Here is a 12883-nt window from a genome sequence, read left to right as displayed (position 1 = left end):
CCCACCGTAACGGCCCCCGCTCAGGGCTTGAAACGGATTACCTGCGGATCGTGATCACTGGCCTGATCGGCGAACTCGGCGTTGATGTGCACGATGTCGTAGTCGAACTTCTTGATGCCGGGCGAGACCAGCGTCTGGTCCAGCACCTGCGCGTTGCCGTTGAAGAGGTAGGTGTAGCGGTCGGCGGCCGGCAGCGAGTGGACCGCGCTGCGCAGCACCCCGCCGGAGGTCAGCGCCGCGGTGGTGCCGGAGAACTCGAAGTCGTTGATGTCACCGAGCACCACGACCTGGGCGTTCTTCTGGACCCGGACGATGTCGCGGACGAAGGAGTTGGCCAGCTCGGCCTGGGCCAGGCGCTGGGTCTCGCTGGAGCGGGTCGGCGGCTGGTACCGCGCGTACAGGGACTGGTCCCCGCCCTTGGAGTTGAAGTGGTTGGCGATCACGATCACCGGGGTGCCGCGGAAGCTGAACTCGCCGGCCAGCGGCTTGCGGCTGGCGTTCCACGCCGCGTCGGTGGGCTCGATCCGGCCGGGGGAGTGGGTGAGCGCCGCCTTGCCGCGCTCCTTGACCACGGAGGCGGCGGTCGTGGCGTCGCCGCCGGGACGGTCGGTGAAGGAGACCCGGTCCGGGTTGAAGAGGAAGACGTTGCGGATGTTGCCGCCCGGCTGACCGCCGTCCCGGCCGTCCTCGGGGTCGATGCCGCGCCAGTCGTAGCGGGGGCCGCCGGCCGCGACGATCGCGTCGGTGAACCGGGTCAGGGTCAGCTCGGCGCTCACCGTGCCGTCGTCCACCGCGCCGTTGTCGTCCTGGATCTCCTCCAGGGCGACGATGTCGGGGGAGGCGAGGTGATCGACGATGCCGGCGGCCAGCCGGTCGAACTTCGCCTGCTCGTTGCCGGGGTTCAGGTTCTCCACGTTGTACGCGGCGACCGCCAGTTCCTTGCGCTCCTGGGCGCGGGTGGTCTCCGGCTCGATGCCGCCGGAGGTGACGGTGCCCAGCTCACGGGCGGCCACCAGATAGCCGCCGAACTCGTCGAAGTCCAGCGGGCCCGCCGTGACACCGCTCAGCGTGTCCCCGGTGTTCGCGGTGGGGAACGGCGCCTGGCCCACCGGCACCAGCGACTCCACCTTCAGCCGCCCCGGGTTGGGGTCCTCGTACGAGGCGTAGCGGGTGCCGCCGCGGGAGGTGGCGTTCAGCTCGGGCTGGACGTTGACCCACAGCTCGAAGTACGCGGTGCTGGGGCCGACGATGGCGGCGTCCTCGACCTGGACGTTCATGCCCTCCAGCGAGGCGTACAGGTCCAGGGCGTACTTCTCGGGCCGCAGCGGCAGGTTCTCGATGCTGTTGCCGTCGGCGCTGTCACCCTCGGGGGCGTACCTGGCCGGTATCGCGTCGGCGTCCAGGACGACGGGCGCGGGCAGTTCGTTCCCGGAGGAGACCACGGAGACGGTGGGCCGGGAGATCTGGGTCAGCGAGGTGTCGCCCCGGGCGACGCCGCCGTAGTAGTACTCGGTGACGGCACCGCTGACGGTCACCGAGTCGCCGACCGCGACGGTGGGCGCCGCGTTGGTGAAGACGAAGATGCCCTCACTGGTGGCCGGGTCGTTGTCGGGCCGCGGGTCCTGGATCCAGAAGCCGCGCGAGCCGTACGTCCGTACCCCCGTGACGATTCCGGGCACGTCGGTGACCTGCTCGCCCCGGAACGGGGAGATGCGGGTGTTCCCCTGGATGTCGTGGATGCGCAGCTCGCCGGCGTCGGCGGCGGAGGCCGAGAAGGGCGAGGTGACCAGGAGCGTGGCGCCGAGAGCGGCCGAGACGCCGAACGCGCCCACGGCGGTGGCGCGTCTGGACGGGCGGGACAGAGCGAACAAAATGCCCTCCGGGGGCGGGTGGGGGACCTGTTGGGGACAGCGCTGCACTTCTACGCGCGTAAAGCTCCCGTACGCGCCAGGTGTTGTCAACGCCTGGCAGGGGTCGGCCGGGGGACTTTCCCGTGAACCGGCGCCGAAGGCTCGCGGGCCGGTGCGCTGTGTCTTTGGGCGTGCTGTGGATCACGCTCTAGGCTGAACCGACACGCCATCGTTGCCGAGGAGCCCCCACATCATGTCCGGTGCGGACCTGCCCACCCTGCCCCCCGTGCGGCTGCCCACCGAGGCGGAACTGGCGCGCGACGCGCTGGCCGTCCCGCTGGTCTCCCGGGCCGCCGCCCTCGCCCGCTGGGCCCGCCCCGGGGTCCCGGTCGGCGCCGGGGCGGAGCTGCTCGCCGAAGGACTGCCGGAGGCGATCGCGGCGCTCGGCCTGGACGCGCACGAGTACGCCACGGAACTGACCGTCGAGGCATGGAACTTCGCCGTCGACACCGGACTCGTCGACGTCACCGAGGAGGAGGACGGCGAGCCCGGCGCGGCGGCCGGCACCGCCACGCCCGGAGCGGAGCTGGACCGGCTGACGGCCGGCGCCCCCGAGGAGATCCTCGACATCTGGGCGGACGGCCTGGAAGCCGTGCTCGCCGACGCCGCGACCCCCACCATCGAAGACCTGCTGGGTGAGGACCTGGAGTCGTTCGACCCCGAGACCTTCGACCTGGACGCCCTGGAGTGGGACCCCGACGAGGAGGCCGCCTTCCTGGACTCCGCCCTGGCCCAGCTCTATCTGCTCGCCGCCACCGACGAGAACGTGGCGTCCGGCGCCATGGTCCCGCTGCCGGTGGTCGCCGCCGCCCTCGTCGTCCCGGACGAGGAGGAGCCGGAGGGCGGCGAGGAGCCCAGCGACGAGACCCTGGAGGAGGTCTCGTCGGTGATGATGCGGCTGGACGAGCAGTTCCGGGTCCTGGAGGGCACCGGGCTGCTGGAGTACGACCCGGTGGACCAGACCCTCATCGTGGCCGAGGGCGAGGAGACGGCGGACGAACTCCCGGCGGAGGAGGAGGACCTGACCCGCTACGGCCAGGTGCGCCTGACCCCGCTCGGGGTGTACGGCGTACGCCGCCGGATGCGGGAGGCGGGCCTGAACGCCCCGGCCGTCGGCGACCTGGCCACGGCCGGCGCGGGGGCGCTGCTGACCGAGCTCCCGCACCGCGCGCACGGCGCGGCCCAGGCGGAGGCCGAGGCATGGCTGGCGGACCGCGACCCGCTGGCCGCCGCCCGGGAACTGCTGACGGCGGCGCGCGGCACGGACGAGGACGCGCCGCTGCGGCGGCTGGGCTGCCAGCTGGCGCTCGCCCTCGTGGGCGCACCGGCCGAGCCGGCCCTGCGGGAGGTCCTGGCGGACCGCGAACTGGGCGGCCTGGCGCGTGTCTGGCTGGCGGAACGCGGCGCCGCGGACGTACCGCCGCCGGACGAGGACCTGATCTTCTGGCTGACGATCGACACCCTCGCGGCCCAGCTGGCGACGGTCGACGAGGAAGAGGAGGAAGAGGAGAACGAACTCCGCACCCTCATCGACGGCCTGACGGTCCAGCACAGCTCCTTCTTCGAGCACGCCTGGCGGGTCGAACACCCCGCCACGGCCGAGGTTCTGGAGGCCATGGGCCGCCTGCACCCCGACCGCGCCCTGGCCGAGGAGGCCCGCAAGGCGGCGCTGCGGGCGCGCAACCGCGGGCAGTAGTGACAAGGAAGCTCCCCGCACCTCGGGTGCGGGGAGCTTTCCGGTGCCGGGCACCGCTCAGCGGATGCTGCCGATCCACTGGGGGTCATCCGCCCGGAGGTCCTCGTCGTCGCCCCAGTAGGAGGCGGTGATGAGGATGTCGGCGCCGTGCGCCCCGGTGTCGAAGGCCCAGCTCTGGCTCTTCTCGGCGCTCACTCCCGGAGCGAGACGGCCGGTCAGCCGCTCGTCGCCCTCGTACATGCCGAACTCCACCTCGCCGCCGCTGGTGGCACCGGCCACGCTCAGCGCGAGCGAGTCGAGATCGGCCGGCGCGTCACCGGTGTTGGCAACGGTCACGTGCACCCGGAACGGGGTCAGCCCCTCCTCCGGCCGTTCCCACTCCTCGATGGCGGCCGGGTCGAGGGCCTCGATCCGGTCGACGGTGACGGCGAGTCCGCTGTGCTCCCACGTGTGGGTGGTGCCGAGGTCGAGGTCGTCCTGCCCCCGGGTGTCCGGCGCGGGCGGCTCCTGCGTCTCCTCCTCACCGGCGTCGCCGTCGGACGCGTCGTCGTCCCCGGGGGGCTGACTCTGCGTCGGGACGGGCAGGGCCGCGTCGCTGTCGTCGCAGGCGGCGGCGGCGCGGCGTGCGCGCATGTTCATGAGTCCCCCGAGGACATGCAGATGATGTGGTGATCATGCAGGGTAGCCGCTCGTTGGCGGGTCACGCACCCTGGGCGACGCCGAGCGGATGCTCGGTGAAGTACCCCAGGGAGACGAAGCCGAGCCGGCGGTACACGGGTTCGCCCTGCGCGGAGGCCTGGAGCACCACCGTACGGGCGCCCGTCCCGTACGCGGTGCGCAGCGCGGCGGCGGTCATCGCCGTGCCGTGGCCGCGTCGGCGGTCGGCGGCCAGGGTGCTGATGTTGTAGAGACCGGCCACGCCCGCGTGGTGGAACACCTCGGCCGAGCTGACCGGGCGGTCCCCGTCGTAGCCCACCAGGTACCGCGCCGCACTGTCCGGGGCGAGCGCGAAGCCGGCGGTGCGGCGGAAGAACTCCACGACGGTGGCCGAGGCCGGCTCCCAGTTGGCGGACAGCACGGCGGCGTAGTCCGCCAGTTGGGCGGCGGTGGTCACCGGACGGATGGTGAGACCACGGGGCGCGGGGGCCGCCGGGGGCGGCGGCTCCGCGAGGGCCTTCCACATGGCGGCTTCCCGCTCGGCCGCGCCGAACCCGGCGGCGGCGAGCCGCTCGCCGAGATCGGCGGGGGAGGAGGCCGGGCCCACCCACCAGGAGAACGGCCGCCCGGTGGCCGCCAGGTTCCGCGCCGTCCCGGCGATCCGGGAGTCGGCGGTGCTGAGCGAGAACCGTGCCCCGGCCACGATGTTGAACGTGTCGTCGGCCAGCCCACTGTCGGCGACCAGCAGATCACCACCCTCCACGACGGACGCCCCGACCAGCCGCCGGTGCAGATGGCAGGCGTGCTCGGCCAGGTTCCGCTCCATCCGGGCCGCGATCCCGTCCGTCCCGTCCGTCCTGCCGCTCTCGTCCCTCATCCGCTCCGGCTCCGCTCACTCGTGTCCTGGTATCTGCCGCGCGACCACCCCATCACAAGCCGGTCGAGCCGGACACCGGATTCCGGTGGACTCCGGGCGCCGCGCGGGCGCTGACGCGGCCCGAGCCGGCCTGTCGTGGCGCGCCGCACGTCCCCGTGCCGTCGTTCTTCTTGACGCGGCTGGGGGCCGTTGCGAGGATCCCGGAGAGGCCGGGTCCCTTGCGCGCGCCAGCCGTAAGCGCTTTCACCCGGCCTGTGGTCCCCGCACGCTCCTCCGGTTCGCGAGCACCGGGTACGGGACGTTCCCGCGCTTCTCGTGAATCGTTTCAGCACACTCCCCCCACCGTAGGAGAGAACGCATGGGAACGCGCAAGATCAGAGCCGTGACGCCCTTCCGCAGGCGGAGGTCCTCCCTCGTCGTCGCCGGCTTCCTCGCCATGGTCACGGCCGCCGCCACCCTCACCGGGGCCGGCGGCGCCTCCGCCGCCGACGCGGCCGAACCCCGGGCCACCGCCGACGCGGTCACCGCCGGTGATGTCGGCGCCCTGGCCTGCGGCGACTCCGGGGCACACGCCCAAGCCGTGCAGAACGGCAACACCTGGACCGCGCCCGGGTACTCCGGCACCGACATGCTCGCCGCCATGCGGGCCGCGGTGAACAGCCTGACCCCGGGGCGCACCAGCAAGCAGCGCGTCGTGGTGCGCGGGTCCGGGAACATGCCCGCCAACCAGTCGCTCGACCTGCCCAGCTACACCATCCTGGAGGTCTGCGGCACGATCAACGTCACGGGCACCCCGGGCGGTGACCACGCCGTGGTGCGCGGGCGCAACGTGACCGACATCGAGGTGCCGTACCTCAACGTCACCGGCGCCCCCTACTTCGGGGTGTTCGTGCGCAACGGGACGAACATCACCCTCGGCCAGCTCGATCTGCGGCTCTCCGGCGGGCTCGGCGTCCGGATCGACAACCACAGCAACCGCAATGTCCGCACCCGCAATGTCCGCATCGACAACGTCTACGTCTCCGGCACCAACAACCACGGGGTGGAGACGTACGGGGTCGACGGGCTGACCATCGGGACCGTCACGGCCCGGAACACGGCCTACTCGGGGCTCCTGCTGAACGACACCATCAACGCCACCGTGCAGCGGGTCGACGGCCAGGGCACCGGGACGGGGACCGGCTACGCGGCGTTCCGGATGGCCAACCGCAACGGCCGGGTCGGGGACAGCTACCCCACGAACATCCGGGTGGGCGAGGTCATCGCCCGCGGCGGCGGGCGCGGGATCTTCTGCGTGTCGGAGAGCGGCGGCGCCGTGATCGACCGCATCGACATCGCGCAGACCGGCAACAACGCCATCCTCATCGAGAACTGCTACAACGTGACCCTCGCGGCCGTCAGCGGCACGGTCACCGGCCCCGGGGACATCCGGATCGCCGCCCGTACGGAGTTCGCCAACACCCGGGACGTCACCCTCCAGAACCTCACGGTGACCAACTCGGCGGTCACTGAGAACCCGTGCGGCGTGAACATCCAGTTCCGCAATCTCACCCTGAACAACTCCAGTCGCAACACCTGTAGTTGATCGCAGCGGCGGGACACCGGCCGGCCCGTTCGCGCGGAGGTGCGCGGCGGGTCGGCCGGTGGTTCGTAGAAAGCCCTTTCCCCCAGTTCTGTCCCAACCGTTGACGTCCCCCGCGCCTGCCTCTAGCGTGCGCTGTGCACCTCATACGTCATACGCCATATCTCATATACGAGACGAGCCAGCCCACGCCATGAGCCCCCCGCGTCCCGGCACACCCCCGGTTCCCGTCCCCATCCCCTCCCGGACCAGCTACGTCCTGGAGCATCTGACCCACGCCATCCTCAGCGGAGCGCTGGCGCCCGGGTCGCCCCTGGTGGAGACCGAACTGGCCGCCGGCTTCGGGGTGTCCAAGACCCCGGTCCGCGAGGCGCTGAAGACCCTCGCGGGCCGTGGGCTGGTCGAGATGAACGAGTACAAGGGCGCCGCCGTACGCACCGTGGACGCCGGCATGGCCCGCGCCGTGTACGACATCCGGCAGCTGCTGGAGCCCGAGGCGCTGCGCCGCACCGTCGCCGCCGGCCGCGAGCTGGCCCCGGCCCGCGAGGCCCTGGCCCGCGCGCTGGCCGCCACCGACGCCGCCGACCGCGCCGAGGCCAACCGCGACTTCCACCGCGCCCTGTACGCCCCCTGCGGCAACCCGCTGCTGGTGAAGACCCTTGACGACCTGCGCGATCAGGCCGCCCTCGTCTCCTCCGTCGCCTGGCAGATCACCCCCAGCTGGGACGGCGAGGCGGACGAGCACCGGGCGATCCTGGCCCGCGCCGAGGAGGGCGACGCCGACGGCGCCGCCCGGCTGTTGCACGCGCACATAGCGGGGTTTGTGTCCCGGGCGTTTCCCGAGGACGCGCTCCCCAAGGAAGGCAGTGAGAAGACACCATGACCGACTTCGCGGCCCAGCGCGCCGCCCTCGCCGATGTGGTGGCCATCCCGGTCACCCCGTTCGACGCCGAGGGCGCGCTCGACCAGGACACCTACCGCGCGCTGCTGCGCAGGCTCCTCGACGGCGGCATCCGGACCCTCACGCCGAACGGCAACACCAGTGAGTTCTACTCCCTCACCCCCGCCGAGCGCCGGCTGGAGGTCGAGCTGACCGTCGCCGAGGCCGGCGACGAGGCGCAGATCGTCGTCGGGATCGGCCTGGACCCGGCCACCGCGGTCGCCGACGCCCGCGCCGCGGCCGACGCCGGCGCGCACCTCGTGATGGTGCACCAGCCCGTCAACCCGTACGTCTCGGCCGAGGGCTGGGTGGAGTACCACCGCGTCATCGCCGAGGCGGTACCCGGTCTCGGCGTGGTCCCCTACGTGCGCAACCCGCTCCTGGAGGGGTCGGCGCTGGCCCGGCTCGGCGAGCTGAGCCCCAACGTCATCGGCGTGAAGTACGCCGTGCCGGACGCCGTACGGTTCGCCACCTTCGCCCGCGAGGCGGGCCTGGACCGGTTCGTGTGGGTGGCCGGCCTCGCCGAGCTGTACGCGCCCGGCTACTTCGCCACCGGCGCCACCGGCTTCACCTCGGGCCTGGTGACCGTCGCGCCGTCGGTCTCCCTCGACATGCTGACCGCGCTGCGCGCCGGGGACTACCCCGTCGCCATGAAGGTCTGGGAGCGGATCCGCGGCTTCGAGGAGCTGCGCGCCGCCCAGCAGTCGGCCAACAACGTGTCCGTGGTCAAGGAGGCCCTGGCCGTGCTGGGCCTGGCCCGCCGCGACATCAGGCCGCCCAGCGCCCCGCTGTCGGCCGAGGGCCGCGCGGCCGTGGCCGCCATCGTCGAAGGGTGGGACGTGCGATGAGCGAGGAGAGCGCGCACCCCGCCGAGGACTTCGACCCGGCCACCCTGCGCAGCCACCAGTGGTACGGCACGGACGGGCTGCGCTCGTTCTCGCACCGGGCCCGTACCCGGCAGCTGGGCTATCTGCCCGAGGAGCACATGGGCAAGCCCGTGATCGCCATCCTCAACACCTGGTCGGACATCAACCCCTGCCACCAGCATCTGCGCGAACGGGCCGAGGCCGTCAAGCGCGGGGTGTGGCAGGCCGGCGGCTTCCCGCTGGAGTTCCCCGTCTCGACGCTCTCCGAGACGTACCAGAAGCCCACCCCCATGCTGTACCGCAACCTCCTCGCCCTGGAGACCGAGGAGCTGCTGCGCAGCTACCCGGTGGACGGCGCGGTGCTGATGGGCGGCTGCGACAAGACGACCCCGGCGCTGCTGATGGGCGCGGCCAGCGTCGATCTGCCGACCGTCTTCGTGCCGGCCGGGCCGATGCTGCGCGGCCACTGGCGCGGCGAGACGCTCGGCTCGGGCACCGACATGTGGAAGTACTGGGACCAGAAGCGGGCCGGGAAGATCGGCGACTGCGAGCTGGCCGAACTGGAGTGCGGGCTGGCGCGTTCGCCGGGCCACTGCATGACCATGGGCACCGCCTCCACCATGACCTCCGCCGCCGAGGTCCTGGGCGTCACCGTCCCCGGCGCCGCCTCCATCCCCGCCGTGGACTCCGGCCACAGCCGGATGGCCGCCGCCGCCGGCCTGCGCGCCGTGGAGCTGGTCAAGCGCGGTGAGAAGCTCTCGAAGTTCCTCACCCGCGAGGCGTACGAGGACGCCGTCACCACGGTGCTCTCGCTGGGCGGTTCCACCAACGCCGAGATCCACCTCATCGCGATGGCCGGCCGTTCGGGCGTGGACCTGACCCTGGACGACTTCGACCGCATCGCCCGTACCGTCCCGGTGCTGGCCAACCTGCGGCCCGGCGGCGCCCACCTCATGGAGGACTTCCACTACGCGGGCGGCCTTCCCGGACTGCTCGCGCGCCTGGGCGACAAGCACCTCCACCTGGACCGGCCCACCATCAGCCACCCCAGCCTGCGCGAGCAGCTGGCCGGGGCCCTCGTCCACGACGACGACGTCATCCGCACCCTGGACAACCCGCTCGCCCCCGAGGGCGGCGTCGCCGTGCTGCGCGGCAACCTCGCTCCCAACGGCGCCGTCATCAAGCACATCGCCGCCGAGCCGCACCTGCTCCAGCACACCGGCCCGGCCGTGGTCTTCGACGACTACAAGACCATGCAGAAGAACATCGACGACCCGGAGCTCGGCATCACCGCCGACAGCGTCCTGGTGCTGCGCGGCTCGGGCCCCCTCGGCGGCCCCGGCATGCCCGAGTACGGGATGCTGCCGATCCCCGACTACCTGCTCAAGGAGGGCGTCACCGACATGGTGCGGCTCTCCGACGCCCGGATGAGCGGCACCAGTTACGGGGCCTGCGTGCTGCACATCGCCCCCGAGTCGCACGTCGGTGGCCCGCTGGCGCTGGTGCGCACCGGTGACCTCATCACCCTGGACGTCGAGGGACGCCGCCTCCACCTCCACGTGGACGACGAGGAGTTGGAGCGCCGCCGCGCCGACTGGCAGGCGCCGCCGCTGCGGTACGGCCGCGGGTACGGCGTGCTGTACGAGCAGCACATCACCCAGGCCGACACCGGCTGCGACTTCGCCTTCCTCTCCCAGCCGGGCGAGGTGCCCGAGCCGTACGCGGGCTGAAGGGCCACTCATGACAACGAACAGCAACAACCCGCTTCCCGTGGTGCTCGTGGGCGCCCGGGGGCACGGCCGCTGGCATCTGCGCAATCTGCGCCGGCTGACGGCGAGCGGCGCCGTCACCCTCGCCGGGATCTGCGAACTCCAGCCGCTGAGCGCCGAGGAGCTGGGCGAGGGGCTCGGCGCCCCCGTCCAGTCGGCCGACCTCGCGGAGCTGCTGGAGCGCACGGGTGCCCGGATCGTCATCATCTGCACCCCCATCCACACCCACGCCGATCTGGCGCTGACCGCCGCCGCGGCCGGCGCGCACATCCTGCTGGAGAAGCCGCCGGCCCCCTCGCTGGCGGAGTTCTGGCGGATGGCCGACGGGGCCGCGGCGGCCGGCGTGCGGTGCCAGATCGGCTTCCAGTCCCTGGGCTCGCACGCGCTGCCGTACATCGGTGCCCTGATCGACGACGGGGCGATCGGTGCGGTGCGCGGGTACGGGGCGGCCGGTGCCTGGGTGCGGGAGGAGGCGTACTGGCAGCGCGCGCCGTGGGGCGGGCTGCGCCGCACCCCGGACGGCCGGGACGTGGTGGACGGGGTGCTCACCAACCCGCTCGCGCACGCCGTGGCCACCGCGCTGTGCATCGCGCGGGCCGACCGCGCCGAGGACATCGCCACCATCGACCTGGAGCTGTACCGGGTCAATGACATCGCCTCCGACGACACCTCCAGCGCCCGGATGACCACGCCGGGCGGTACGCCGATCGTCACCGCCGTCACGCTGGCCGCCGAGCAGCCGGGCGAGCCGTACGTCGAGGTGCACGGCGAACGGGGCCGCATCACCTTCTGGTACAAGCAGGACCGGGTGCTGCTGGAACGCGAGGGCCACGAGCCGGAGTACACCGACCACGGCCGGACCGATCTGCTGGAGAACCTGATCGCCCATCTGCGGGACCCGGACACCGCGCTGCTGGTGCCCCCGGAGCGCACCGGCGGTTTCATGCGGCTGGTGGAGGCGGTCCGCACCGCGCCCGAGCCTCGGGTGCTGCCGGACGCCGCCTGGCGCACCGAGCCCGCCGTGCAGGGGCCGCGCCGGATCATCGACGGTATCGACGCGCTGACCGCCGCCGGGGCGCGGCGGCTGGCGCTGTACTCCGAGCTGGGGGTGCCCTGGGCCGGCTGACCCGGCCCGTACGCCGCCCCGCGCCCGCCCCGTTCCACTGCTTGTCCGCATTCCCCTTTGTTCACCGCCGAATTGAAGGAGTCGCCATGCCCGTACGCCGTCTGAGAGCCGGTGCCCTCGCCGGGTGCGCCGCGCTGGCCGTGGGCCTGCTGCCGCTGGGGGCCTCCGCCCAGGCCGCCGGCCCCGCGGGCCTGCCGGACCCCTCCCGTACGGTCCTGGGGGCCGGTGACGGCTGGGGCTCGGCCGAGGGCGGGGTGACCGGTGGGTCGGGCGCCGACCGGGCGCACACGTACACGGTCACCGACCGCGCCGGGCTGGTCGCCGCGCTCAACGACCAGGACCCCACCCCCAAGATCATCAAGATCAGGGGCACGGTCGACGTCAACACCGACGACGCGGGCCGGGTGCTCGGCTGCGCCGACTACGCGGTCGACGGCTACACCATCGAGGACTATCTCGCCGCCTACGACCCGGAGGTGTGGGGCTGGGAGCGCGAGCCGGAAGGGCCCGTCGAGGACGCCCGGCACGCCTCCCAGCTCGCGCAGCGCGAACGGGTGCGGCTGTCGGTCGGCTCCAACACCACCATCATCGGCGAGGGCCGCGACGCCCGTCTGCTGGGCGCCAGCCTGAGCGTGCAGAACGCCGAGAACGTGATCATCCGCAACCTCACTCTGGAGGACGCCGCCGACTGCTTCCCCTCCTGGGATCCCACGGACGGCCAGTACGGCAACTGGAACTCCGAGTACGACGCCATCGAGCTGCGCGGCGCACGCCACGTGTGGATCGACCACAACACCTTCACCGACGGCCGCAACCCCGACAGCGGGCTGCCGCACTACTTCGGGCGGCTGTACCAGCAGCACGACGGGCTGCTGGACATGGTGCGCGGTACGGACCTGGTGACGGTCAGCTGGAACGTCTTCCGCGAGCACGACAAGACCATGATCATCGGCAACGGTGACGGCGCGGGCGCCGACGACCGGGGCCGGCTGCGGATCACCCTGCACCACAACCTCTTCCACAACGTCAACGAGCGGGCGCCCCGGGTCCGTTTCGGCCAGGTGGACGTCTACAACAACCACTACCGGCAGGACGCGGGCGGCCGGTTCGGCTACAGCTGGGGTGTCGGCTTCGAGTCCCATCTCGTCGCCGAGCACAACGCGTTCACGCTCGCCCGGGGAACCACCCCCGACCGGGTCATCCGGCCCTTCAACGACGGCCAGTCGCTGAGCGCGGGCAACAACTGGTTCAACGGGCGCCCGGTGGACCTGATCGCCGCCTACCACGCCACCGGGCCGGCCCGCACGGTCGGCGAGGACGCCGGCTGGACCCCCGAGCTGCGCACCCGGGTCGACCACCCGGCGGCGGTGCCGGTCCTGGTGGGCCTCTACGCGGGCAGCGGCCGGCTCATCGGCTGATCCGCGCGCCGCTGCGCAACGGTGCCCCGGCGGGCGCACGCC

Annotated in this window: 10 protein-coding genes; 7 read left to right on the top strand and 3 right to left on the bottom strand. The window is 72.6% G+C overall.

Annotated elements, in window-relative coordinates; translation table 11 throughout:
* Positions 1 to 20 precede the first annotated feature (20 nt).
* Positions 21 to 1871 carry a DUF8508 domain-containing protein gene (locus ACTFAP_RS04475; RefSeq protein WP_500468286.1) on the bottom strand — a complete coding sequence of 617 codons (1851 nt, stop codon included), beginning with the start codon at positions 1869 to 1871 and terminating at the stop codon, positions 21 to 23.
* Positions 1872 to 2103: 232 nt separating this feature from the next.
* On the opposite strand from ACTFAP_RS04475, the gene ACTFAP_RS04470 reads away from it, so the two are divergent.
* On the top strand, positions 2104 to 3606 hold the full coding sequence (locus ACTFAP_RS04470; RefSeq protein ID WP_500468285.1) for a hypothetical protein: 1503 nt from the start codon (positions 2104 to 2106) through the stop codon (positions 3604 to 3606).
* 57 nt (positions 3607 to 3663) lie between these two features.
* On the opposite strand, the gene ACTFAP_RS04465 is transcribed toward ACTFAP_RS04470, so the two are convergent.
* Positions 3664 to 4239, bottom strand: a complete 576-nt coding sequence (locus tag ACTFAP_RS04465) for a DUF4352 domain-containing protein (protein WP_500468284.1) — start codon at positions 4237 to 4239, stop codon at positions 3664 to 3666.
* 67 nt (positions 4240 to 4306) lie between these two features.
* Complete coding sequence (locus tag ACTFAP_RS04460; protein WP_495684885.1) at positions 4307 to 5089, bottom strand: GNAT family N-acetyltransferase; 783 nt, start codon at positions 5087 to 5089, stop codon at positions 4307 to 4309.
* A 409-nt stretch (positions 5090 to 5498) separates the two neighbouring features.
* Between ACTFAP_RS04460 and ACTFAP_RS04455 the strand changes: the two genes are divergently transcribed.
* From ACTFAP_RS04455 to ACTFAP_RS04430, 6 genes are all read left to right on the top strand, one after another.
* The gene (locus ACTFAP_RS04455) at positions 5499 to 6725 is read left to right on the top strand and encodes a right-handed parallel beta-helix repeat-containing protein (protein WP_500468283.1); all 1227 of its coding nucleotides are present in this window, start codon (positions 5499 to 5501) and stop codon (positions 6723 to 6725) included.
* A 190-nt stretch (positions 6726 to 6915) separates the two neighbouring features.
* The gene (locus tag ACTFAP_RS04450) at positions 6916 to 7605 is read left to right on the top strand and encodes a GntR family transcriptional regulator (protein WP_390122519.1); all 690 of its coding nucleotides are present in this window, start codon (positions 6916 to 6918) and stop codon (positions 7603 to 7605) included.
* On the top strand, positions 7602 to 8510 hold the full coding sequence (locus ACTFAP_RS04445) for a dihydrodipicolinate synthase family protein (protein WP_500468282.1): 909 nt from the start codon (positions 7602 to 7604) through the stop codon (positions 8508 to 8510). The genes ACTFAP_RS04450 and ACTFAP_RS04445 overlap by 4 nt, the downstream gene beginning before the upstream one ends.
* Entirely contained in the window at positions 8507 to 10258 is a 1752-nt protein-coding gene (gene araD / locus ACTFAP_RS04440) for an L-arabinonate dehydratase (protein WP_500468281.1), read from the top strand. The genes ACTFAP_RS04445 and araD overlap by 4 nt, the downstream gene beginning before the upstream one ends.
* Positions 10259 to 10268: 10 nt before the next feature.
* Positions 10269 to 11423, top strand: coding sequence for a Gfo/Idh/MocA family protein (locus tag ACTFAP_RS04435; protein ID WP_500468280.1), 1155 nt, complete (start codon positions 10269 to 10271; stop codon positions 11421 to 11423).
* A gap of 86 nt (positions 11424 to 11509) precedes the next feature.
* Positions 11510 to 12841: a pectate lyase family protein gene (locus ACTFAP_RS04430; RefSeq protein WP_500468279.1), complete on the top strand. Its 1332-nt coding sequence runs from the start codon at positions 11510 to 11512 to the stop codon at positions 12839 to 12841.
* Positions 12842 to 12883 lie beyond the last annotated feature (42 nt).

Source organism: Streptomyces sp. PH9007, assembly GCF_059813725.1.
This window is presented reverse-complemented; position numbering and strand designations above follow the sequence as displayed.

What these genes read in the sequence shown, in the direction of transcription:
- ACTFAP_RS04470 (WP_500468285.1), top strand. Translation starts at nt 2,104, where the DNA reads ATGTCCGGTGCGGACCTGCCCACCCTGCCCCCCGTGCGGCTGCCCACC.
- ACTFAP_RS04465 (WP_500468284.1), bottom strand. Translation starts at nt 4,239, where the DNA reads ATGCGCGCACGCCGCGCCGCCGCCGCCTGCGACGACAGCGACGCGGCC.
- ACTFAP_RS04460 (WP_495684885.1), bottom strand. Translation starts at nt 5,089, where the DNA reads ATGGAGCGGAACCTGGCCGAGCACGCCTGCCATCTGCACCGGCGGCTG.
- ACTFAP_RS04455 (WP_500468283.1), top strand. Translation starts at nt 5,499, where the DNA reads ATGGGAACGCGCAAGATCAGAGCCGTGACGCCCTTCCGCAGGCGGAGG.
- ACTFAP_RS04450 (WP_390122519.1), top strand. Translation starts at nt 6,916, where the DNA reads ATGAGCCCCCCGCGTCCCGGCACACCCCCGGTTCCCGTCCCCATCCCC.
- ACTFAP_RS04445 (WP_500468282.1), top strand. Translation starts at nt 7,602, where the DNA reads ATGACCGACTTCGCGGCCCAGCGCGCCGCCCTCGCCGATGTGGTGGCC.
- araD (WP_500468281.1), top strand. Translation starts at nt 8,507, where the DNA reads ATGAGCGAGGAGAGCGCGCACCCCGCCGAGGACTTCGACCCGGCCACC.
- ACTFAP_RS04435 (WP_500468280.1), top strand. Translation starts at nt 10,269, where the DNA reads ATGACAACGAACAGCAACAACCCGCTTCCCGTGGTGCTCGTGGGCGCC.
- ACTFAP_RS04430 (WP_500468279.1), top strand. Translation starts at nt 11,510, where the DNA reads ATGCCCGTACGCCGTCTGAGAGCCGGTGCCCTCGCCGGGTGCGCCGCG.